16 protein-coding genes are annotated in these 22,973 nt (G+C 59.6%); 10 read left to right on the top strand and 6 right to left on the bottom strand.

Annotation, left to right across the window (positions count from 1 at the left end; all coding sequences use genetic code 11):
* Window positions 1–85 precede the first annotated feature (85 nt).
* Window positions 86–397, top strand: a complete 312-nt coding sequence (locus AACY50_RS02725) for a DUF962 domain-containing protein (RefSeq protein WP_339432655.1) — start codon at window positions 86–88, stop codon at window positions 395–397.
* Window positions 398–422: 25 nt separating this feature from the next.
* Window positions 423–1,013, top strand: coding sequence for an HD domain-containing protein (locus AACY50_RS02720; protein ID WP_339464113.1), 591 nt, complete (start codon window positions 423–425; stop codon window positions 1,011–1,013).
* Window positions 1,014–1,067: 54 nt separating this feature from the next.
* On the opposite strand, the gene AACY50_RS02715 is transcribed toward AACY50_RS02720, so the two are convergent.
* Entirely contained in the window at window positions 1,068–1,883 is an 816-nt protein-coding gene (locus tag AACY50_RS02715) for a UDP-2,3-diacylglucosamine diphosphatase (protein WP_339538116.1), read from the bottom strand.
* A gap of 132 nt (window positions 1,884–2,015) precedes the next feature.
* On the opposite strand from AACY50_RS02715, the gene AACY50_RS02710 reads away from it, so the two are divergent.
* Together AACY50_RS02710 and AACY50_RS02705 are read left to right on the top strand one after the other, a co-directional pair.
* Window positions 2,016–2,780, top strand: a complete 765-nt coding sequence (locus AACY50_RS02710) for an AraC family transcriptional regulator (RefSeq protein WP_339464112.1) — start codon at window positions 2,016–2,018, stop codon at window positions 2,778–2,780.
* 72 nt (window positions 2,781–2,852) lie between these two features.
* Window positions 2,853–3,746: a DMT family transporter gene (locus tag AACY50_RS02705; RefSeq protein ID WP_339432659.1), complete on the top strand. Its 894-nt coding sequence runs from the start codon at window positions 2,853–2,855 to the stop codon at window positions 3,744–3,746.
* Here the strand turns inward: AACY50_RS02705 and AACY50_RS02700 are convergent.
* Complete coding sequence (locus tag AACY50_RS02700) at window positions 3,740–4,027, bottom strand: SelT/SelW/SelH family protein (protein WP_339495067.1); 288 nt, start codon at window positions 4,025–4,027, stop codon at window positions 3,740–3,742. The two genes, AACY50_RS02705 and AACY50_RS02700, sit on opposite strands and share 7 nt — an antisense overlap.
* 70 nt (window positions 4,028–4,097) lie before the next feature.
* On the opposite strand from AACY50_RS02700, the gene AACY50_RS02695 reads away from it, so the two are divergent.
* On the top strand, window positions 4,098–6,299 hold the full coding sequence (locus tag AACY50_RS02695) for a patatin-like phospholipase family protein (RefSeq protein WP_339538115.1): 2,202 nt from the start codon (window positions 4,098–4,100) through the stop codon (window positions 6,297–6,299).
* A 147-nt stretch (window positions 6,300–6,446) separates the two neighbouring features.
* Here AACY50_RS02695 and AACY50_RS02690 read toward each other — a convergent pair whose 3' ends face one another.
* The 3 genes from AACY50_RS02690 to recQ form a co-directional block, all read right to left on the bottom strand.
* A complete protein-coding gene (locus AACY50_RS02690) occupies window positions 6,447–8,210 on the bottom strand; it encodes a FimV/HubP family polar landmark protein (protein WP_339538114.1) in 1,764 nt (587 codons plus the stop codon).
* Window positions 8,211–8,337: 127 nt separating this feature from the next.
* On the bottom strand, window positions 8,338–8,772 hold the full coding sequence (locus tag AACY50_RS02685; RefSeq protein ID WP_007962151.1) for a MarR family transcriptional regulator: 435 nt from the start codon (window positions 8,770–8,772) through the stop codon (window positions 8,338–8,340).
* A 134-nt stretch (window positions 8,773–8,906) separates the two neighbouring features.
* Window positions 8,907–11,036, bottom strand: a complete 2,130-nt coding sequence (recQ, locus tag AACY50_RS02680) for a DNA helicase RecQ (protein WP_339432663.1) — start codon at window positions 11,034–11,036, stop codon at window positions 8,907–8,909.
* Window positions 11,037–11,302: 266 nt separating this feature from the next.
* On the opposite strand from recQ, the gene AACY50_RS02675 reads away from it, so the two are divergent.
* The 5 genes from AACY50_RS02675 to AACY50_RS02655 all read left to right on the top strand — a co-directional run bounded on the left by AACY50_RS02675 (window position 11,303) and on the right by AACY50_RS02655 (window position 15,182).
* Entirely contained in the window at window positions 11,303–11,890 is a 588-nt protein-coding gene (locus tag AACY50_RS02675; protein ID WP_339538113.1) for a YecA family protein, read from the top strand.
* Between the two features lie 10 nt (window positions 11,891–11,900).
* Complete coding sequence (locus AACY50_RS02670; protein WP_339432665.1) at window positions 11,901–12,296, top strand: YbaN family protein; 396 nt, start codon at window positions 11,901–11,903, stop codon at window positions 12,294–12,296.
* 124 nt (window positions 12,297–12,420) lie between these two features.
* On the top strand, window positions 12,421–13,824 hold the full coding sequence (locus AACY50_RS02665) for an AAA family ATPase (protein ID WP_339432666.1): 1,404 nt from the start codon (window positions 12,421–12,423) through the stop codon (window positions 13,822–13,824).
* A 13-nt stretch (window positions 13,825–13,837) separates the two neighbouring features.
* Complete coding sequence (gene ptuB / locus AACY50_RS02660) at window positions 13,838–14,485, top strand: retron Ec78 anti-phage system effector HNH endonuclease PtuB (RefSeq protein WP_339432667.1); 648 nt, start codon at window positions 13,838–13,840, stop codon at window positions 14,483–14,485.
* Between the two features lie 337 nt (window positions 14,486–14,822).
* The gene (locus AACY50_RS02655; RefSeq protein ID WP_339432668.1) at window positions 14,823–15,182 is read left to right on the top strand and encodes a DUF6124 family protein; all 360 of its coding nucleotides are present in this window, start codon (window positions 14,823–14,825) and stop codon (window positions 15,180–15,182) included.
* Window positions 15,183–15,423: 241 nt separating this feature from the next.
* On the opposite strand, the gene AACY50_RS02650 is transcribed toward AACY50_RS02655, so the two are convergent.
* A complete protein-coding gene (locus AACY50_RS02650; RefSeq protein WP_339538111.1) occupies window positions 15,424–22,551 on the bottom strand; it encodes a retention module-containing protein in 7,128 nt (2,375 codons plus the stop codon).
* Between the last annotated feature and the right edge of the window lie 422 nt (window positions 22,552–22,973).

Genomic DNA, 22,973 nt, shown 5'->3' with positions numbered 1-22,973 from the left:
GCCCCCCTCCATGATCACTCTAGACTCAAATAGGCTACCCGCAGAACAACTCGTCGCCAGAACAATAACCACAGAGATAGCGGTCGTGGAAAACATCAAACGTTTCAACAACTTCGCCGAGTTCTATCCGTACTACCTCAGCGAACACAACAACAGCACCTGTCGTCGCCTGCATTTCATCGGCACGACACTGGTGATTTTTATTCTCGCGCTGACCATCGCCAAAGGTGCATGGCTACTGTTACTGGCCCTACCGCTGGCTGGATACGGCTTTGCCTGGGCCGGGCATTTCTTCTTTGAGAAGAACCGCCCGGCGACGTTTCAACATCCGTTCTACAGCCTGCTTGGCGATTTCGTCATGTACCGCGACATGATTCTGGGGCGCGTGGCGTTCTGAAAAAAAGAAACATTGAGGATGGCCGATGAACGACAACGCGCGCTTCACCCATATGAAGGACGGCACGCAGGAAGACTGGGCGATCATCGCTGCGGATTTCAGTGCCTACGCCAGACAGTTGCCGTCACGGATCATGACGCACCTGAAATTGCTCGAAGGTGACTTCGGCGGTTTTCCGGTGGATCGCCTGACGCACTCGCTGCAAACCGCGACCCGCGCCTTTCGTGACGGACGTGAGGAGGAATACGTGGTGTGCGCGTTGTTACATGACATCGGTGACACCCTCGGCTCTTACAACCATCCGGACATTGCGGCAGCGATTCTCAAGCCGTTCGTCAGTGCCGAGAACCTGTGGATGGTCGAAAAGCACGGGGTGTTCCAGGGCTACTACTTCTTTCATCACCTGGGCATGGATCGACACCTGCGCGAGCAGTTCAAGGAGCATCCGCAGTTTCAGGCAACCGCCGAATTCTGCGCCAAGTACGATGCGCCTGCATTCGACCCTGCGTATGACACCCTGCCGCTCAGCTTCTTCGAACCGATGATGGCGCGGTTGTTCGCCGAGCCGAAGCACTCGATTTACAAGGCCGCGATGCAAGAACAGGCATCAGTCTGAGAACACCACAAACCGGTGTGGGAGCACACTCGCTCCCACATGGTTCTCTGTCGTTCAGGCGACCTCAGCGACGTTGGCAGCCTTGAGCTGCGCCTCTCGCGCCTGCGCATCCGCCAATCGATACAACTCGATCGTGCCATCCCAGTGCTCGATCAGCGCCGTGCATGACTCCACCCAATCGCCGCAATTGAGGTAGTCCACGTCCCCCACCTTGCGGATCTCGGCATGGTGAATGTGCCCACAGACCACACCATGCAACTCGCGCTTCACACATTCATGGGCGATTGCTTCTTCAAAGTCACTGATGAAACTCACCGCCGTCTTCACCTTGTGCTTCAGATACGCCGACAACGACCAGTAACCATAGCCATACCGGGCGCGCCAGTGATTGAGCCAGCGATTGAGCATGAGGGTGAATTCGTAGGCAGAGTCGCCAAGAAAGGCCAGCCAGCGGTGGTAACGGGTAATCACATCGAACTGGTCGCCGTGAATCACCAGCAAATGCCGACCATCGGCCGTGACATGCACCGCCTCATCGACCAACTGGATGTTGCCCAGAATCAGCTTGGAATAGCGGCGCAAGAACTCATCGTGGTTACCGGTGACGTAGATCACTTCCGTGCCGCGTTTGCTCATGGTCAGCAAGCGGCGAATCACGTTGGTGTGCGCCTGTGGCCAGTACATGCCGCCGCGCAGTTTCCAGCCATCGATGATGTCGCCGACCAGATAGATCTTGTCAGCATGGTAGCCCTTGAGAAATTGCGACAGGTGTTCGGCCTGGCAATCGCGCGTGCCTAGATGCACGTCGGAAATCCACAGGGTTCGTACCCGTTGTTTACGGCTGGGTTTGGCGAGCTCGGCGCTGGTCATGGGCAACCCTCTGGGATGTTTTGGCCAGAGTGCGCTCGCCCGGTTAATCGACCATGACAGGTGTGAGTCAGTCCTGTGACAGCGCACCCTGAGTGCGACGGTGTAGACTGACGCCCTGCCCGGAGACCTGCCATGCGTCCGATCCTCACCCTGCGTCAGTACACCCGCGACCTGATCGTCCACAGCCACGACCACGCTCAATTGGTCTTCGGGTTGTCCGGCGCGCTGGATTTCGAGGTCGAGGGCTGCGGCAGCCAAGTGCGTCAGCAAAGTTTTGTGGTGGTCCCCTCTGGGGCCCATCACGCCTGCGACAGTCCGGGCGGCAGTCGTTGTCTGGTGATGGACATTCCTGACGGGCAATGGCTGACCGATTCGCTGGGCGAACATGCCGAAACCAGTCGCCGTTTGCTCGACCAGACTGCGCGGTTATCGCTCAACTCGGGGCAAAGCCAACTGGTCAGTTGGCTGGCCAACAGTCCGGTCAGCGATCCACTGATCGCTCAGCAAGGCGCGGTGTTGCTGCTGGCCAGCCTGAATCACGCGCAACCCGCCGAACTCACAGCCCGCCGCCTGCCTTATGCAGCCCTGGACAGGCACATCGAGCAATACGCCGCCTACCCACTTCAAGTCGCCGATCTGGCGCGAGTCGCCGGGTTGTCCAGCGCACGTCTGCATGCACGCTTCATGGCCGAATGCGGGCAGACACCGATGGATTACATCCGCAGTCGTCGACTGCACCTGGCAGTGCAGATGCTGCGTGACACGGGACTGCCCATCGGCGAAATCGCCAGTCGCGTCGGCTACAGCTCGCAGAGTGCTTTCTCGGCCGCCGTCCTGCGAGAGTTCGGCTCATCTCCTGGCCAACTGCGGCGCGAGTCCTACAACAAAAGACGCTAGTTTGCCGACAGACTTGTTGGCCGAGACAGGGTTCAATAGGTCAATGAATTTGTGTTTGGATCAAGGATTGCAATGACTCCGCGTACCGCCCTGGGCGCTCTGCATGTTGGTGCTTTGATGTTCGGCCTGACCGGCGTGTTCGGCAAGCTCGCCGCCGCATCGCCCGCCGTTATCGTCTTCGGACGTGCTGCATTCGCCGTGCTCGCCTTGGCGTTTTTCGCCCGCTTCGCCAGCCAGAGCGGCTGGCAGAAACTTCAAGCCGTCGACTGGCGCCGTCTCGCGCTTGGCGGCGTGTTGCTGGCCGGGCACTGGGTGAGTTTTTTCATCGCGGTAAAAGTCGCCGGCGTTGCGATCGCCACGTTGGGCTTCGCGAGTTTTCCGGCATTCACGGTGATTCTTGAGGGACTGATCTTCCGCGAACGCATCCGCGCCAACGAAATAGTGTTGGTGGTGCTGGTCAGCATTGGTTTGGTGCTCGTGACCCCAGCGTTCGATCTGGCGAGCGGCGCGACCACCGGTTTGCTTTGGGCGGTGCTATCGGGGCTGTTGTTTTCCCTGCTGTCGCTGACCAACCGGGCCAGCTCCGGGCGTATCCCGGCGGTGCAAGCGGCGCTGTGTCAGAACGTGGTGGTGGCACTGTGTTTGCTGCCGGTCGCGGCACCGCAACTGAGCGAAGTCAGCGCGCTGGACTGGCTATGGATCGCACTGCTTGGGGTGTTCTGCACCGGTGTCGCCCACAGCCTGTTCGTCGCCAGTCTGGCCGTGATCAAGGCGCGCACGGCGGCTGTGGTCTTTGCGATGGAACCGGTTTACGGCATCACCATGGCCTGGCTGCTGTTCAATGAAACCCCGACGCTACGCATGCTCATCGGCGGCGCGCTGATCATCGTGGCTATCGTGGTGTCTGCTCGCATGTCCGGCCATGCCGACAAAAAAACCGTGGCTGCCGAAGCGGCCTCTCACTGAGTACGGTCGTTGTGGCCGAGGTCGCGGTCAGGATCAATCTGATCGCGAACGCGTTGCTTGAGCACCTTGGCTTCGGGGAAACCGCCGTCCGCCTTGCGCTCCCAGATCTGAACGCCGTCGCAAGTGATGTGAAACACCCCGCTGGTGCCCGGCACCAGTGACACTTTGCCCAGATCATCACCGAAGGTGCTGAGCAGCTCTTGCGCCAGCCACGCGGCGCGCAGAAGCCACTGGCATTGGGTGCAATAGGTGATGACAACTTCTGCTTTTACGACAGTCATGTTCGTTGAAACTCCTGAAACGAGGGCGCCGCTATAATAGCCGGCTTTATTGCTTGCCCAGAGACTCACAATGCGCCGTCTGCTGTTCTGCCTGCTGCTTGGTTTCCTGCCCCTGTTCGTCCTCGCCAGCGTCCATGCCAGTGAGTCACCACGACCAAAAGTCGGCCTGGTGCTGTCTGGCGGCGCCGCTCGCGGTCTCGCGCACATCGGCGTGCTCAAGGCACTTGAAGAGCAAGGCATCAAGATCGATGCGATTGCCGGCACCAGCATGGGCGCAGTGGTCGGCGGGCTGTACGCCTCTGGCTACAAGATCGACGAGTTGGAAAAACTCGCGCTGCAGATCGACTGGCAGCAGGCACTCTCCGATGCGCCCCCCCGGGAAGATGTACCGTTTCGGCGAAAACAGGATGACCGCGATTTTCTGGTGAAACAGAAACTCAGCTTCCGCGACGACGGCAGCCTCGGTCTGCCCCTGGGCGTGATTCAGGGCCAGAATCTGTCGCTGCTGCTGGAAAGCCTGTTGGCCCACACCAGCGATACCCGCGACTTCGACAAACTGCCGATCCCGTTCCGCGCCGTGGCCACCGACATCGCCAATGGCGAAAAAGTAGTGTTCCGCAAAGGCCACCTGCCTCAGGTGATCCGCGCCAGCATGTCGATCCCGGCCGTGTTCGCACCGGTCGAACTGGATGGTCGTCTGTTGGTGGACGGCGGCATGACTGACAATATCCCGCTCGATGTGGCACGGGAAATGGGGGTCGACGTGGCCATCGTGGTCGACATCGGTACGCCGCTGCGCAGCCGCAAGCAACTGAACACCGTGGTCGACGTACTCAACCAGTCGATCACCCTGATGACCCGACGCAACTCGGAAGAGCAACTGGCAGTGCTTAAACCTTCAGATGTGCTGATTCAGCCTTCGCTGGCTGCGTTTGGCGTCACTGATTTCGGCAAAGCCCAAGAGATGATCGACGCAGGCTACCGCGCGACCAGAATTCTCGACGCGCGCCTTGCCGTGCTCAAACCCGACGAACCGCAGGACGCCGAACTCAACGCCGCACGCTCGCCGGGTCAACGCACGCCGATCATCACCGCGATCAAAGTCGAGAACAACTCGAAAGTCGACGACGATGTGATCCGCTACTACATCCGCCAACATATCGGCGAGCCTCTGGATCTGGGGCGATTGCATTCGGACATGGGCACCCTGTACGGCCTCGACTACTTCGAGCAAGTGCAATACCGCGTGATACACAAGGGCCAGGATCACACCTTGGTGATCAGCGCCCGTGGCAAACGCAGCGGCACCGATTACCTCAGGGTCGGCCTGAACCTGTCGGACGACATGCGCGGCGACAGCGCCTTCAACCTCGGTGCCAGTTATCGCATCAACGGTATCAACCGCCTCGGCGCCGAATGGCTGACCCGCGCGCAGTTCGGCGATAAACAGGAACTGTACAGCGAGTTCTATCAGCCACTGGACGTCGGCTCGCGCTACTTCATCGCCCCCTCGGTGGTGTTCGAAGCACAGAACGTCGATGCGGTGCTCGACAATGATCCGATCGCCCAGTACCGCGTCGAGCGCTACGGTATGGCCCTGAACGTCGGTCGACAGATTGGCAACAACGGTGAAGTGCGTTTCGGCGTCGGCGAGGCCTGGGGCAAGGCCGACGTGCGCATTGGCGATCAGGACCTGCCGAGTGAAAGTTTCAACGAGGGCTTCTATTCGCTCAAGTATTCCTATGACTCGCTGGACAACGTTTACTACCCCCATGAGGGCAAGGACGTCAGCCTGACGCTGCTGCAATTCGAACCAAGCCTGGGCTCGGATACACGTTACCGGCAGTGGGAATTCAAACTCGACAAAGCCATGAGTCGTGGGCCCGATACGCTGATTCTCGGAGGTCGCTACGGCCGCACCCTCGACGACACCAGCGTCGTGACGTCGAGCTTCCTGCTCGGCGGGGCGCGGCAACTGTCGGGGTTCCGCGAAGACTCGATTTCCGGGCAAAACGTCAGTCTGATGCGCGCGGTGTACTACCGCCGGTTGACACCGCGCTCGTATCTGCCGCTGGACTTCCCGCTGTATGCCGGGGCTTCGCTGGAACGCGGACGGGCATGGAACAACGACAACGAATTCGACAGCGGCTACATCAATGCGGCAAGTGTGTTCATCGGTTTCGATACGCCGCTGGGACCGTTGAATTTCAGCTATGGATTGAATGATGCGAATGAGCAGGCGGTGTATTTGAATCTGGGGCAGACGTTCTGATTCTCAACGATTGATGGCGCCTGAAGGACCGAATTGGCGAACAAGCCGCTCCCACACAGGTTTTGTGAACACGAGCCCAATGTGGGAAGCGGGCTTGCTCGCGAAGGCGTCAAAACAATTACCCCCGTCAACACACTTGGCCTCAGATCAACGAATCCCCGCCAACAACGTCCGGGCCGTTTGTTTCAACGGTTCATCCCCGTCCTTGAGCAAATCGCTGAGCAACGCGATCGCACTGTCAATGTCACCGTCATCGATGCAGGTCTGCGCCTGTTCGAGTTTCCCGGCACTGGCGGCCTCGACGGGCTGCGACATGTGCAAATCCAACGGCTCCAGTGACGGTTCCAGATCGCCAAACTCATCGAGAAAGTCATCGTCCAGCGGCTGCGCACCCGGCTCGGGGATCCACTCAAGCTCCGCTTCCTCGGCGGTTTCAGTCTCTGGCAACTCGAAATCCTGCGGCAACACTTGCAGGCTGGAGCCCAAAGCCGATTCATTAACTGATGGCTGCGGTGGCACCGAACGGGTGTCCTCAAGATCCCAACTGGAATCCATCGACAACTGATCCAGATTCAACTGGAAATCATCCTCCAGCACCGCAGATTCGGGCGCGGCGCTGGCAACCAACGGATCGGCTGCCGAGGCCGGCGCAGGGCTCTCCAGCGCCGGGTAGCGGGCACGGACATCCTGCAACTGTCGAGTATCCACGCCTAGCTCGCGCAAATTGCTTTCGTGCTGCCCGTACGCGGTACTGTCGCCCTGCTGCCCCAGCACCTCCAGCAACTGCAAACCGAGATCGATGCGATCCGGCTCCTTGTTCAAAGCGTCGCGCAGCAGTCCAACGGCTTCGCCGAGTCGGCCATAGGCCAGGTAAATGCCCACCGCCTCCAGCACATTATCCGCAGCTGGCTCATTACGATGCTCGGCACCGACATGAGCCCTGAAAGGTTCGGTGTTTGCGGGTGCGTCCTGAACAGGCTCATGGCTCAAAGGCGCCAGAGGCACCAGCGGCAGCGCCACATCGCCCTGTTGCTGTTGCTGTCTTCGACGCAGGATGAACAACACAGCCAACGCCCCCAGCAATAGCAGCAGCCCACCCAGCAATGGCCAGTTCAAACCGTCATCTGTGGATTCGACCGGTGCTGCAACCGGAGCCGGGGACACGACAGGTGCAGGCGCAGCCTTTTGCAACTCGGCCATGCGGGTTTGCAGATCACTGATCTGCTTCTTGCCTTCGGCAATTTGCACATCTTGTGTTTGCAGTCTGGCGTTCAATTCGTCGAGGGTCTTTTGCGACTGCTGGTTCTGCAGCACGCTCGCCGCCAGTTGCTCGGCCAGTGCATCGTTGACCGGCGCCGTTGCCGTTGCTGGCACAGGCGCACTTTCGCGCTTGCCCTGGGCTGCCTGCGTCGGTGCGGTGACCGGTTCGACAGTGGGAAATGCAGAGGATTGCGCGCGCGGATCAGGCTCATCAGTGGCCGGGACGATACCGGGCGAGCCCGGCGGATCGATCAGCACCGTGTACTCGCGCAGCAAGCGGCCATTGGGCTGATTGAGCTGTACCAGAAAATCCAGAAACGGCTCATTGACCGGTTTGCTGGAGGTCACACGGATCATCTGGCGGTTGCCATGCAGGATCGGCGTGAACTTGAGGTTGTTGAGAAAGAACACCCGCTCAACCCCGGCGCGACCGAATTCGTCTGCCGAGGCCAGACTCACTGAAAGATCGCTCTGGGTCAGACCGCCAACATCAACCAAGGCGATATCCGCCTTGAGCGGCTGATTGAGGGCTGAATGAACGGTGATATCACCCAGCCCCAAGGCCTGCGACCAGGTCGAATAGCCGAACACGCCTGCGACCAAAAGCCCTTTGGCGCAAACGCGCAGTACCATGTGCCAACTTGCGAGCATGAGCATCCCTTAAATAAGCAAAACCGACTTCTATGCGTTCGCACATCCGGTACGAACACGATATTGCCCAGTAGTTCTTATAGTCTGCTCAGCGCGTTCTCTCAAAAAAACGGCACAAGGTTATGCCTCAAGATTTTTCCAGGTTGGCCAGAATGTGCCCGTGCACGCGCATGCACACCTTCAAATCCGCCTCGTCGACGCCTTCGAACAATTCGTGACGCAGTTGGGTGGCTATGGTTTCGATTTGTTCGATCAACGGCAGGGCTGGTGCGCAGAGGACAATTTTTTTCGCTCGGCGGTCTTCCATCACGGACTGGCGTTGCACCAGCCCCTGGCTTTCCAGACTATCGAGCAAGCGTGCGAGGGTCGGCCCTTCGACGCCCACGCTTTGCGCCAGCTCACGTTGGGTCGGGGCATCTTCGAAGCGCGCCAGATGCAGCAGCACCAGCCAGCGCGCCTGAGACAGACCGAGGCCCGCCAGCCGGCGGTCCAGTTCGGCACGCCAGCCACGAGACATCTGGGCCAGTTGCATGCCAAAGCGGTGTTGATCGGTTAACGGCATAAAACACTCATGATTAGACTGAAGTAATAGAGAAAAACTAATTATTAGTCAGCTAAGCATGAGCTGCAGCTATAGGCAAGTGGCGCTCTGAACTGAATCGTTACAACTGTATGGCGCTTGGCGTAATCGCCGTCTTACATTTCAAACTCAGATTGCAGCGCAGCCCGCACGCAGTAAAGGACGCCTTCCGGTACGCGACCGGCAAACAACTCGGCGATCTCGGCGACCGACGGCAACTCGCCCTCGCCGTCAAGGAACGCATCCTGCACTTCGCCCATCAGATCTTCGGGCAAGTCCAGCGCCTGCTCCAGCGACAACTGTTGCTTGCCAATGGCCTCGGCCAGCATGGCGTACACGTTCTTTTCCGAGCACTGCAACTGACCGGCAATCTGCATCGGCGTCATGCCGGCGCGGGCCAGAGTGATCAGTTCGTGGCGCACGTCGGCCACCGCTTTCGGCGCCTCGACCTCGCCGCCGAGCACCTCGAGGAAGGCCTCGCCATAACGTTCCAGCTTGCGTGCACCGACGCCACTGACCCGGGCCATTTCCGCCAGCGAAGTGGGTTGGCTGCGCAGCATTTCCAACAGTGTCGAGTCGGGGAAAATGACGTAAGGCGGCACACCATGCTCTTCGGCCAGTTTGCGCCGCAGGGCGCGCAGGGCTTCCCACTGTTCGCGCTCTTCGCCGCGCACCAGTTGGCTGGCAGGGCTCTTGCTGACGGTTTTGGCGGTGACTTGCGGTTTCAGGTCGCGGCGCAGCTCCAGGGTGACTTCGCCCTTGAGCAGCGGTCGGCAACTGTCGTTCAGACGCAGACCGCCATAGCCTTCGTGGTCGACATCGGCCAGACCACGCGCCACCAATTGCCGGAACAACGAGCGCCACTCACTTTCGCTCAGCGCCTTGCCGACGCCGTACACCGACAGATGCTGATGGCCGAAGCTACGGATTTTTTCGTTGTCCTTGCCCAGCAACACATCGACCAGATGCCCCACGCCATAACGCTGACCTGTGCGAAAAATTGCCGACAACGCCTGACGTGCAGGTTCAGTGGCATCCCAGGTCTGCACACCGTCGACACAGTTGTCGCAGTGACCGCAAGGCTGCGGCATGTCTTCATCGAAATACGCCAGCAGTGTCTGACGCCGGCAGCGGGTTTCTTCGCAAAGCGAGAGCATTGCGTCGAGTTTGTGCTGCTCAAGACGCTTGTGGCGCTCATCGCCTTCGGAGTTCTGCAGCATCTGCTTGAGCATCACCACGTCTTGCAGACCGTAGGCCATCCACGCATCCGCCGGCAGACCATCACGGCCGCCGCGACCGGTTTCCTGGTAGTACGCCTCAAGGGACTTCGGTAGATCGAGGTGGGCGACGAAGCGCACGTTGGGCTTGTCGATACCCATGCCGAACGCCACCGTGGCGACCATGATCAACCCCTCCTCATTGAGGAAGCGCTTCTGGTTGAAGGCACGCAGATCATTGGGTAGACCGGCGTGATACGGCAGCGCCGGGAAGCCCTGCTCGCTCAAAAACGCCGCGACCTCCTCGACCTTCTTGCGCGACAGGCAATAGACGATGCCGGCATCGCTGCGCCGTTCGGCCAGGAACGCCAGCAACTGCTTGCGCGGCTGCTCTTTGGGCACAATGCGGTAAAAGATGTTCGGGCGGTCGAAGCTCGACAGGAAGCGCTCGGCGTTCTGCAGATGCAGACGCGTGACGATCTCTTCGCGGGTACGCTTGTCGGCAGTGGCCGTCAGGGCGATGCGCGGTACGTCGGGGAACATCTCGGCCAATTGACCCAGCTGCAGGTATTCCGGGCGGAAGTCGTGGCCCCATTGCGATACGCAGTGCGCTTCGTCGATGGCGAACAGGGCAATATTCAAGCCTTGCAAGAACGACAACATGCGCGGCTGCACCAGACGCTCGGGCGCCAGGTACAACATCTTCACTTCGCCGCGCTTGATCCGCGCCGCCAGATCGCGCTGTTGCTCGGCGCTCAAGGTGGAGTTCAACGCAGCGGCGGCCACACCCAGTTCGTCAAGGGTGGCGACCTGATCGTCCATCAAGGCGATCAGCGGCGAGACCACCACCGCCAGGCCATCGCGCAACAGCGCGGGCACCTGGAAGCACAAGGACTTGCCGCCACCGGTAGGCATCAGCACCAGCGCATCACCGCCGCTGGCCACGCGCTCAATGATTGCACCCTGACGGCCACGGAAACTGTCGTAGCCGAAGATGTCCTTGAGGACGCGTTGAGCCTGTTCGAGCATAAAAACTCCAAAAATCTACCGAAACATCCCTGCGCAGGCTGGTTCAAGACAGCCAGGGCTGCTTAAACAAAACGTAAGGGCTCGTTGCATGACGGCCGCAATACGGACAGGGATCGCAAAACGCGGCAGTATACCCGAGCACTCCCTCGCACAGGGCGCCGCTGATAAGACTCCACCAATTAGGGCAAATCTGCCTTGTGGCTGGCTTGAGCGCGCAAGAAGGCCTAGAATTCCCGCATTGTTTATTCCCCCAAGGTAGCCCCGTAATGTCCTTCGCTGAGCAACTGACCCGCCTGCAAGTATTCCTCGACGCCGACGAACTGCATGACGAGGCGCTGGATTACGTGGCCGCCCACGGTTACCTGACCGCCCTGTCGATTTGTTCGGAAGCAGTGCCGGAGCGTGAATGGATCGACGCCCTGTTCGCCGAAGAGCCGCATTACAGCAGCGAAGCTCAGCGCGAAGAGATCGAAGCCACGCTGATCGGCCTCAAGGCCCACATCGCCCGTCAACTGGCGTCCGACGAAGAGTTCGAGCTGCCATGTGAACTGGATCTGGGCGAAGAGCCGGACGACTCCGAACTGCGCGGCTGGTGCATTGGCTTCATGGAAGGCGTGTTCCTGCGTGAAGCGGCCTGGTTCGAAACCGCCGAAGAAGAAGTCAGCGAAATGCTCCTGCCGATCATGGTCGGTTCGGGCCTGTTCGACGAACAGCCAGAGTTCGAAGACATCGCCAAGGACGCCAACCTGATGGACGACATGATCGTGCAGATCCCGGAAGCCCTGACCGCGCTGTACCTGCTGTGCCAGGCGCCCGACGAAAAACCGGCGATCCTCAAGCCACGTCACCACTAAGATCCGGCCTATGGACAACCCCATAGGCAACCGCCCCCTGATGTTGCGCTACTTCCTGCTGGCCATCGGCTGGCTCAGCGTGGCATTGGGGGTGATCGGGATTTTCCTGCCCGTCCTGCCCACCACCCCTTTCCTTCTGCTCGCCGCGGCCTGCTTCGCGCGCAGCTCTCCGCGTTTTTATCGCTGGCTGGTCGAGCATCCGCGGCTCGGGCCGTGGATCCGCGATTACCTCGATGGCAACGGCATTCCGCTCAAAGGCAAGGTCTACGCGATCGGGCTGATGTGGGCGAGCATTCTGTTTTCCTGCTACCTGGTGCCGTTGCCGTGGGCGCGTGGGTTCATGTTGACGAGCGCGGTGTTGGTGACGGTTTATATTTTGCGGCAGAAAACACTGCGCAAACCTTGATGCACTACTGGATAGAGGACAGGTATGCACCTGTTTCCAATCACAGTAGAATTTGCGCCAAATCTGATCCTTGGACACACCACCACTGCCGCAGCCTGGCATCGGTCTACATGGAGGAAAGTCTGTGAAACTGATCAGGCTGGAGCTGGAAAACTACCGTTGTTTCCCATTGCTGACACTTGAACTCGATACTCAGCTGACTTTGTTGGTCGCGCGCAACGGTCAAGGCAAGACAAGTCTGTTGGATGCTATCAAGGTGGCGTTGTGGCCTTACGTTCGCGGGTTTGACCTCGGCAGCACTACCAATGACATCACCGGAATTCATCCGGAAGACGTTTTTTTGCGCCCCCTAAAAGCGCATCAAATGGAACCATCTCTTCCTGCTCGACTGTCTGCTCAAGCAACTCTGCATGGACAAAACTGGGAGTGGACTCGGCGCCGTGAAAGCATTCGTAAAGGCACACAGACCCGCGGTGATGACGCTGCCAACAAGCTTGAGGCAGCAGCCGAAGCCCTAGAGGTACAGATTTTCAACCGCGCAGTTTCGGACCAGCCTCCATTCGATTTACCCGTTCTGGCCTACTACGGCACCGGTCGGCTCTGGAGTCAGAAAAAGCTGACCGCTGCATTCGAGAAGGCGGAAAACGCCGAATTTTCCAGGACGTACGCCTACCGCGATTGTCTGGATCCGGCATCCAGTTATAAGCACTTCGCTAAGTGGTACACGCGAATTTTCCGCAGTTACCGCGATGAGCAAATTCGCAACATTGAACGCGGACATCTGAGTATTGATGTCAAGGATGAGTTCGCGCATCCGATACTGGCTGTCCAGAATGCAGTAAATGCTGTCCTCGCGACTCAAACTGGCTGGAGAAATCTGGCTTACAGTAGTGAGTTTTCCGATCTCGTACTTGAACATCCAATTCATGGGACGCTGAAAGTCAGCCAACTCAGCGATGGTATCCGCAACATCGTTGCCTTGGCGGCAGATATCGCCTATCGCTGTATAAAGCTAAATCCTCACTTGGGTATTACCGCGCCTCGCCAATGCACGGGTGTGATATTGATCGATGAGGTCGACATGCACCTTCATCCTGCGTGGCAACAAACGGTCATACCTGATCTGCTCGGTGCCTTTCCAAATATTCAGTTCATCGTCACGACACATAGCCCGCAAGTAATCACCTCGGTGAGGGCAAAGTGTATCCGTGTCCTGCACACCGTAACTGAAGACAAATTGCTGCAAGTAAAAATCAGCAATGTCGATCAACAGACTCAAGGGGTCGCCAGTTCACAAGTCTTGGCATACGTGATGGGCATTGACCCCACACCTGACAATGAGCCTTCTCGCAAATTAAGCGAGTACATGGCGCTGATTCAGCAAGATCTGCATAAATCACAACAAGGTTTGGTGCTACGCGAATACCTGAACTTGCATTTTGGTACCCAGCATCCGGACATGCTTGATTGTGATCGGTTGATTCGCCTCGAAACATTCAAACGCAAACAACTGACACAAAAAAAATAAGGAAGTCGGGCGGATGCGAAAACTGATTCGAGGTACGGTTCCAAACTGTCTTGCTCGTTATAGGCATGGAATAAATAAATGGGCTGATGTGACACATGCAGACAAAGAGCAGATCCGCCAGTGTCTTCAAGCTATGCAAGATACTCGTTGCGCCTACTGTGAAGCGGATATCAGCACGATAGGACATTCGCATATCGAGCACTTTCGACAAAGGCACGGATATGCCCAAGGTACATTCGAATGGACCAATCTCTTCAATTCATGTTGTCGGGAAGAGGCCTGCGGAAAATTCAAAGACAATTGCCCACCCTACGATCACAAAAACTTGCTTAAACCTGACGAGGATGATCCGGACGGTTTTTTGCTTTTTATCAGTGACGGCACAATCAGCCCACTCGTTAATCTGGATGACCGGGCACTGACGCGCGCCGTCGAGACGCTGCGCATATTCAATCTGGACGCGCAAAACGGGGCCTTGCGCGCCATGAGACGAGAGGCAATTCGCCCTCACCAGAAAACGGTTGAGGATCTGATGGCGATAGCCGAAGAACTGTCGCCAAACGATCTTCAGGAGTTTCTGCAAGACGAGATTCAGAGCATCGCCCATTTGCCATTCTCTACAGCCATACGACACACCCTGTCGAAATCTCGGACTGTTTGAGAGACACCTCCAGACACGCCTTCCAGGCTACGAATCCTTGCGCCTTTGCCTACAGCTACGCCAGAATCCGCCGGCTTGTGCGCCTTGGGGGCGGGTTCTATTGTGGCGCGGTCGCTGACGAATCGGTGATCGGATTTGACCGTCCGCCCAACATCAAGGCGCAGCAGCGTCCTGCACGTGTTCAGGCATTGCCTGAAATCATGTCGCGGTGGCTGTGCGTGGGACACCTTCGGGTGTGCCGGAATCCTTGATGTCCGGTCGGTCAACCCGCGTACAGCTGCCACCCTGTTTGTTTGACCGCGAACGTTGGCAGCTCCATTCATCAAGGAGCTTGACCATGATCAAACCCACACCCAACCCACCCGAAACCGACGCCACCTCTCCCTACGAATCCCTCGACTCGAAAAAGCTCAACAAAGCCGCCGACCGCGCCCTCGATCATTACCTCTGCCCGCCTGGATCCACGCCGCCGCCCCGTAAAAACCGCGGGATGTATGCCGCGACTGCCGACACCAAAAACGAGGAATTGCTGCTCGATGCCTGCGAAACACTCGCTTCGGCCAAGACCATCGCACATGACTTCGCCCGCCTGTTGCCCGCGCCGCAACGCAGAACAGTGCTGGGCATTGCGCAATTGATCATGCTCGGGGAGCTGGCGGTGAATCGGGTGCTGGATAATCTGGAGCTGCCGCAGTAGCAGGCATCAGTGACAAGCCTTTATTGATGTGTTGTGGTGGCTGACGCCTTCGGGAGCAAGCCCCCTCCTACAGGTTTCGAGTCGTTCGCAAAACTGGTGCACCACACAAATCACTGTGCGAGCGGGCTTGCCCGCGAAGGCCGACTCACAGGCGATACATCGCTGCTGCCAGAAAAAACCCGCCGCCCCGTTCAACCGGGGCGGCGGGTTTTGTCGTTTCAGGGCTTTTATCAAATGCCGATCACACCGTATCCACCTTCAACGAATGATCATTCAGCATCCCGCTGATGATCGTCGCGGTGTCGTGCCCGCTGGCAATCATCCCACCCGCGCCCGGTGTCACGCCGTAGTGGCTGGCGAGGTTGACGCCGGCCAGATCAATCGTCTGGTTCGGCGTGGCGCCGGCCAGGGCGCTGACGTCGATGGTGGTGAGTACCGAGGCGCCGCTGCCGGTGACGGTGAAGTGCAGGTAATCGTCCAGCGACGCGGTGGTGCCGTTTTCGCCTTGCAGCAGTTGCGACAGGTCGAGCTTGTCGGTGCCGGGGGTGAAGTCGGTGATCAGGTCGTGGCCGCTGTTGCCCTTGAGCCACTGGAAGGTGTCGGCCCCTGCGCCACCGGTCATGGTGTTGTTGCCCATGCCGCCGATCAGCAGGTCATCGCCGCCACCACCGTTGAGGATGTCGTTACCCAGGCCGCCGTTGATCACGTTGTTATTGTTGTCGCCGGTCAGGGTGTCGTTGAAGTTCGAACCGACGAGGTTTTCGATGCCGGTCAGCGTGTCCGTGCCGGCACCGAGGGTGTTTTGCGCACCGAGCAGTCCGAGGTTGACCGTGACCCCGGCGGTGGCATGGGCGTAGCTGGCGGTGTCGATGCCAGTTCCGCCGTCGAGCAGGTCGTTGCCCGGGCCGCTGTAGAGCAAGTCATTGCCCGCGCCGCCATGCAGTTCGTTGTTGCCGGAACCGGCGGTGAGCACGTCGTTGCCGTCGCCCGCGTTGAGGATGTTGTTGCCGGTGCCGGCCACCAGAATGTCATCGCCCGATGTACCGGTGAGGGTGTGGCCATCCTGATAGCTGATGGTCACGGCGGCGGTGTCGCTGCCGCCGTGGTTGTCGTTGGCGGTGTAGGTGCCGTGGTAGTCCGGGGTGAGGTCGTGGGCCCCGGCGTAGTTGACCGTCATGGTCAGTTGGTAGTTTTCCGCGGCGTTGGTGTTGCCACCGCTGGTGTTGGTGATGTTGGTGATGTGGATCTGGTAGGTGCCATCGGCGCTGGCGGTGATGGTGCCGCCGTCGGCGATGGTCACGAACGCGCCGCCATTGAGCGAGTACTCCATGGTGATGTGCCCGGCCGCCAGGTTGTGATCCAGATTAAGGGTCTCGCCCTGTTTCAGTTTGACGGTGATCAGGTCTTCATCGTTGGCATTGGCGTTGGTCACCGCGCCGAGGTAGCCGCTGACCACCAGTACAGCGGTCATCGCGGCGGTGTTGGCCGCGAACGAGTTGCGCACGTCGGCCAGGTTCTGGTTGGCGGCGCTGTTGCTGGTGCCATTGAAGGTGATCGCCCCCGTGCCGGTGAAGTCCGCGCCCTTGGCGACCCAACCGGTGTTGAAGGTGGTCGGTGTGGCATTGAGGGTGTCGCCGTTCGGATCGGTGTCGTTGGCCAGTAGCAGTTCGCCCGGCACCACGATGTTGCTCGACAGCACGTTGGTGATGACGTGATCGTCCGCCGCCACCGGAGGCGCGTTGGGGATCACTTTCACGGTCAACGTTGAGCTGGCGAGGTCGCCGTCGTTATCGCTGAGGGTGAAGCCGATGTTCTCGGTGATCACAGTGGTGGTGGTTTTCTGCGAGGTGTAGGTGTAGTCGCCGGTGTCGAGGTTGATCACCAGCGTGCCGCTGTTGTTGGTGGCGATGCTCAGCGTGTTGTTCACGGTGTTGAAGGTGCCGTGGTTGACGCCACCGGTGGCAGTCAGTGACCCCTGGCCGCTGAGGGCTTTGGGATCGTAGGTGTACGTGGTGCCGTCGACCACGATGGATTTGATGAAACCGCCATCGGCGCCGAAGCTGCCGCCCTCACCCAGTAACGAACCGGTAACCGGCGCGCCTTCGACGGTGCCGGACAGCACCGAGTTGAGTTGATTGAGATCAGTGACCACTACCGCATTGGTGTTGGTGTGGCTGATGCCGTCATAGGCCAGCGGATCGAGGTTGGCGTTGCTCACGCCACTGCCCAGGCCGATCGCGTAGTTCTTGATGTTGTTGGCATCAAGGAAAGCCTTGAGTGTGGTCTCGTCAGCCGTGCCGATGTCCTGACCGTTGGTGGGTTTGCCGTCGGAGAAGAAGTAGCCGACGTTCTGCGCCCCGGTGAGTTTGCCTGCGGTGTTGAACGCCGTTTGCATGGTCGCCACGGCGGCGTCGTAGTTGGTGCCGCCACCGGCGCTGAGGCCCGCCAGGAGCGTCTTGGCCGTCGCTACATCAACCCACACCGTGGTGCGGTCAGTGGCGCTGCTGCTGAAGGTCACGAGTTGGACTTTCACATCACCGAGGTCATCGTATTTGTCGAGCAAGGCGCTGATCGCTTGCTTGGCCAGGTCCAGCCGCGACAGGCCCGGCACACCGGAGGCGTCGGCCATGCTGCCGGAGATGTCGAGCACGATGAGGATGTTGGAATCGATCTCCACCGCCGCCACCGAACGATCCGACGCCACCGCTTTTGGCACGTCATCGACGATGTTGACCACGATGGTGCTGGTGGTGCTGTTGCCCAGCGCGTCAGTGGCTTTGTAGGTGAAACTTTCGCTCAGGGTGTTGGCCCCGTCGTTGGCGTTCGGCGAGGTTTTCGGTGCCGACGTCAGCGTGTAGGTGTAGGTGCCGTTGGCATTGAGCTGGATCTGCCCGTAGGTGCCGGTGGCGCTGCCAACCAAGGTGTAAGTGAGCGCGCCGCTGCCGCCAGTCACCGCGCCGACCAGCGTGCCGGTTGCGGTTTCGCCGGTGTTGGTCGGATCGCTGCCGGTGACCGTACCCGGGGCCAGGTCCTGGCCGTCCTGGGTCAGGTCGAGGGCTTTCTCAAAGACCGTCACGTCCTGATCGACCGAGGCCACGAGTTTGCTGTCGGCAACGTTGATGGTGAGGGTTGTGGTGCTTTCGTCGCCGTCGGTGTCGCGGATGGTGTAGGTAAAGGTGTCGGTGGCGCCGGGTGGGCTGACCGAGTTCGGATTGCTGTGGTAAACGGCGTTGCCCGCCGCATCCAGGGTCAGGTAACCGTAGGCGCCGTTGATGTTGCTGTTGAGCCCGCCAACGGCCGAAGTGCCGGTGTTGCTGCCGGCGCGCACGCCAACCACGGTGGCCGCACCATCGGCCCCGCTGATGTCATTGCCCAGCACGCTGACGTTGACCGTGCCGCCCTCCGCCACCGACCCCGTGTCGGGTGTGGCAGTTGGCAGGTCATCGATGATGTTGACGTTGATCTGGCCCGTGGCGGTGCTGCCATCGGTGTCGGTGGCCACCACGTTGAAGTTTTCGGTGAGGCTGTTGGCACCGTTGCCGCTCGGATGGGTTTCGTTATCCACCAAGGTGTAGCTGTAGCTGACCACACCGGTCGCCGGTTTGTAACCGGTGATGGTGAACGTGCTGCCCAGGGGCGAGACGGCCGATTGCGGGAAGCCTGCAGCCACACCGTTGGTGACCACGGCTATGCCGCCGACCGTGAGGGTTTGCAGACCATCAAGCGCGGTGACGATGAAGGTGCCGCTTTGGGTCAGCGCCGCAGTGTTGGGGTTGGTGCCGTCGCTGAGGTTTTTCTCGTAGACGGTGAGTTCGCCGCCATAGACATCGAGCCCGTTGAGCACCACCGGATCATCATTGTTGTGGATGTTCAGCATCAGGTTGGCGGTGCTGGTGTCGCCGTCGGCATCGGTCAGCGTGTAGGTGAACGTTTCGGTGCCGTTGCCTCCGCCGTGCAGGTTTTTGAAATCGGCATCATTGGTGTCCAGGGTATAGGTGTAAGTGCCGTTGGCGTTGAGCACCAAGGTGCCGTAAGTGCCGACGATGGTGGCGGGCGTGATCGGCCCGGCATTCGGCCCGGTCGCCACCACGTCCGCCCCTTGCACATCGTTGGTCAATACGTTGCCGGTCAGCGTCAATTGGGTTTCCGATGCGGTGTTCGCGTTGCTGTCGTTCATCGCTTTGGGCACGTCATCGACGATGCTGACGACGATGGTGCTGGTGACGATGTTGCCCAGCGAATCGGTGGCCTGATAGGTAAAGCTTTCGGTCAGGGTGTTGGCACCGTCGTCGGCATGCGGCGTGGTGGTTGCCGGCGATGTCAGGGTGTAGGTGTAGGTGCCGTTGGGGTTGAGCACGATCTGTCCGTAGCTGCCGATGGCGCTGCCAACCAGCGCATAGCTGATCGCACCGACGGCGCCCGTGACCGAGCCGACCAACGTGCCAGACGCGGTTTCACCGGTGCTGGTCGGATCGCTGCCAGTCACCGTACCGGCGGCCAGGTCGGCGCCATCCTTGGTCAGGTCCAGGGCTTTCTCGTACACGGTGACGTCGGTATCGCTGGCCGCACACAGTTTGCTGTTGGAGACATCGATGGTGATGGTCGTGGTGCTTTCATCACCGTCGGAATCACGCACGGTGTAGGTGAACACATCGAACGCGCCAGGCCCATTCACGGCATTGGGCGCGCTGTGGTAAACCGCGTTGCCGTTGGCATCCAGCGTCAGGTAACCGTAAGTGCCGTTGATCTGGGTGTTCAAACCACCGAGGGCCGAGGTCGAGGTATCTGAACCGGCGCGCACGCCAACCACGGCGCCCGTAACGGCCGGGCCATCGGCGCCACCAATGTCGTTGTCCAGCACATTGCCGCTGACGGTGCCGCCCTCTGCCACCGACGCCGAATCGGGGTGAGCGCTGGGCAAGTCATCGATGATGTTGACGTTGATCTGGCCGCTGGCAGTGCTGCCGTCGGTGTCGGTCGCCACCACATTGAAGTTCTCGGTGATGCTGTTGGCGCCGTTGCCATTGGGATGGGTTTCGTTATCCACCAAGGTGTAGCTGTAGCTGACCACGCCGGTCGTCGCGTTGTAGCCGGTGATGGTCAGCGTGCTGCCGAGCGGCGTGACCACCGATTGCGGGAAACCTGCGGCGACGCCACCAGTCACCACGGCGATGCCACCGACGGTGAGGGTTTGCAAACCGTCGAGTGCGGTGACGGTGAAGGTGCCGCTCTGGGTCAGCGCTGGCGCGTCAGGGCTGGTGCCGTCGCTGAGGTTTTTCTCGTAAACGGTGAGTTCACCGCCATAGACGTCGAGGCCGTTGAGAATCACCGGGTCGTCGTTGTTGTGGATCTGCAAAACCAGATTCGCGGTGCTGGTGTCACCGTCCGAATCGGTGATGGTGTAGGCGAAGGTTTCGGTGCCGTTGCCGCCGCCGTGCAGCGCTTTGAAATCCGCATCGCTGGTGTTCAGCGTGTAGGTGTAAGTGCCGTTGGCGTTCAATACCAACGTGCCGTAGGTGCCGGTGAATGTACCGGCCGTCACCGGCCCGGTGGGTACACGGTCGGCGCCTTGCACGTCGTTGGTCAGGACGTTGCCGGTCAGGGTCAGTTGGGTTTCCGAAGCCGTGGTTGCGTTGCTGTCATCCACCGCTTTTGGCAGGTCGTCGATGATGTTGATGTCGAGGGTCGCGTTGGCGGTGGTGCCGTTGTCATCGACCACGGTCACGGCGAACTGCTCAGGCAGGTTGTTCGCGCCATTGGCGGTGGGATGCGCTTCGTTATCGACCAGGGTGTAGCTGTAGCTGACCACGCCGGTTGCCGCATTGAAACCGGTAATCGTCAGCGTGCTGCCCAAAGGCGTAGTGACCGATTGCGGGAAACCGGCGGCCACGCCATTGGTGACAACGGCGATGCCGCCGACGGTCAGCGTGGTGACGCCGTCCAAAGCCGTGATGTTGAAGGTGCCGCTTTGGGTCAGTGCCGTGGAATCCGGTGCACTGCCGTCACTGAGGTTTTTCTCGTAAACCGTCAACTCCCCGCCCTCAACGTTCAAGCCGTTGATGATCACCGGGTCGTCGTTGTTGTGGATCTGCAAAACCAGATTCGCGGTGCTGGTGTCACCGTCCGAATCGGTGATGGTGTAGGCGAAGGTTTCGGTGCCGTTGCCGCCGCCGTGCAGCGCTTTGAAATCCGCATCGCTGGTGTTCAGCGTGTAGGTGTAAGTGCCGTTGGCGTTGAGGACCAACGTGCCGTAGGTGCCGGTGAATGTACCGGCCGTCACCGGCCCGGTGGGTACACGGTCGGCGCCTTGCACGTCGTTGGTCAGGACGTTGCCGGTCAGCGTGAGCAAGGTTTCCGAGGCGGTCGACGCGTTGCTGTCATCGAACGCTTTGGGCACGTCGTCGATGATGTTGATGTCCAGCGTACCGGTCGCGGTATCGCCATTGCTGTCGCCGGCGATCACGGTGAACTGTTCGCTGAGACTATTGGCGCCGCCACCCGTCGCATGGGTGTCGTTGCCATTGAGGGTGTAGCTGTAACTGACCACGCCGGTCGCCGCGTTGTAACCGGTGATGGTCAGGGTGTTGCCCAGTTGCGTGGTGATCGATTGCGGGAAACCGACGGCCACCCCACCGCTGATCACGTTGATGCCGCCGATGCTCAGACTGTTCAAACCGTCCGGTGCCGTTACCGTGAAGCTTGCGTTTTGGGTCAGCGCGCCAGCATTGGCCGCCGAGCCGTCTGGCAGATTCGCTTCGTTGAGTGTCAGTTCGCCCCCGGGCACGGCAAGGCCGGTGAGGGTCACGAGGTTGTTGACGGGCGGCACGACAGGCGCGGGGGTGCCATCGCCGTTATCGATCACAGCGTTGTGGCGCTCTTCGGGAAATTCGGGAATGCCATTGAACCCGGCAGTGGGGAAACCGATGATCGGATCAACCCGCCCGCCGACTTCCGTCAGCAAGACAAAACTGTGCCCGCCGCCCACTGCACCACCGGTATCGCCCGGGGCGTTGGGGCCAGCGGCGGTGGCTTCAGCGGTTTTGGTCGGGTCGTCACCGGCGGCGATGGCTTTCTGAATCTGCTCGACGTCAGTCAGTTGCGCTTCGCTCGGGGTCACAGCCTCCGGCGCGTTCACATGGGCGGCCTGATCGGCGAGCAATTGGCCGGTCATGGTCAGGCTGCTGTCGCGGCCCAGGGTCAAATCCTGGCCATTTTGCAGATGAACGGCGACGGCGCCTTCGGCCCCGGTGATCAGTTGATCGCCAGCAAACAAACGGTCGCCCTCGACCAAGGCGCGACGAGTGCCGTCAGTACCTTGCGCGAAAACCTGACCAATGACTTTAGTGACGATACCAATGAGCGTTGCCATGTGAATTCCTCCGCTGCCGACCACCGTCGGCACTGGTTCGCGAAGCAGCCCATGGCTCAATCGGGTTGTCGGGGCGACGCTCGCACCCTCGACAGTTCGTTTGGCCGGTGACGCCTCAAGGGGAAACTTCAGTGCTATCAAGCACTTGCAAACCCCGATTGAAGCAGCACACCGACTAACGCTACGTAACGGTGGTGAATCACCCAGGTGACAAAAATCTGTCACCCCTCAACCGCTACGCGTCCCTCCCCTTCAGCAGTACTTCGCCGTATGTCGCAAAGTGAATGGAACTTTCCTCAAGCCTTTTCGCGCTCCCTAAAGCACATAAAACAAAGGCTTTCGACCTGAACAATGTGCCGGTTTTTACAAAGCGCATAAGTTTTTTTCGGCATAAGCCTTATGAAAATTTTTTCTTAGCTACG

The organism is Pseudomonas sp. RA_15y_Pfl2_54 (assembly GCF_963971015.1).
Lineage (GTDB): Bacteria > Pseudomonadota > Gammaproteobacteria > Pseudomonadales > Pseudomonadaceae > Aquipseudomonas > Aquipseudomonas baetica_A.
The sequence above is the reverse complement of the archived record's forward strand: the minus strand, read 5'-3'. Positions and strand labels throughout refer to the sequence as shown.

Coding starts and splice junctions, on each gene's coding strand:
- AACY50_RS02720 (WP_339464113.1), top strand. CDS start 423: ATGAACGACAACGCGCGCTTCACCCATATGAAGGACGGCACGCAGGAA.
- AACY50_RS02715 (WP_339538116.1), bottom strand. CDS start 1,883: ATGACCAGCGCCGAGCTCGCCAAACCCAGCCGTAAACAACGGGTACGA.
- AACY50_RS02710 (WP_339464112.1), top strand. CDS start 2,016: ATGCGTCCGATCCTCACCCTGCGTCAGTACACCCGCGACCTGATCGTC.
- AACY50_RS02705 (WP_339432659.1), top strand. CDS start 2,853: ATGACTCCGCGTACCGCCCTGGGCGCTCTGCATGTTGGTGCTTTGATG.
- AACY50_RS02700 (WP_339495067.1), bottom strand. CDS start 4,027: ATGACTGTCGTAAAAGCAGAAGTTGTCATCACCTATTGCACCCAATGC.
- AACY50_RS02695 (WP_339538115.1), top strand. CDS start 4,098: ATGCGCCGTCTGCTGTTCTGCCTGCTGCTTGGTTTCCTGCCCCTGTTC.
- AACY50_RS02690 (WP_339538114.1), bottom strand. CDS start 8,210: ATGCTCGCAAGTTGGCACATGGTACTGCGCGTTTGCGCCAAAGGGCTT.
- AACY50_RS02685 (WP_007962151.1), bottom strand. CDS start 8,772: ATGCCGTTAACCGATCAACACCGCTTTGGCATGCAACTGGCCCAGATG.
- recQ (WP_339432663.1), bottom strand. CDS start 11,036: ATGCTCGAACAGGCTCAACGCGTCCTCAAGGACATCTTCGGCTACGAC.
- AACY50_RS02675 (WP_339538113.1), top strand. CDS start 11,303: ATGTCCTTCGCTGAGCAACTGACCCGCCTGCAAGTATTCCTCGACGCC.
- AACY50_RS02670 (WP_339432665.1), top strand. CDS start 11,901: ATGGACAACCCCATAGGCAACCGCCCCCTGATGTTGCGCTACTTCCTG.
- ptuB (WP_339432667.1), top strand. CDS start 13,838: ATGCGAAAACTGATTCGAGGTACGGTTCCAAACTGTCTTGCTCGTTAT.
- AACY50_RS02655 (WP_339432668.1), top strand. CDS start 14,823: ATGATCAAACCCACACCCAACCCACCCGAAACCGACGCCACCTCTCCC.
- AACY50_RS02650 (WP_339538111.1), bottom strand. CDS start 22,551: ATGGCAACGCTCATTGGTATCGTCACTAAAGTCATTGGTCAGGTTTTC.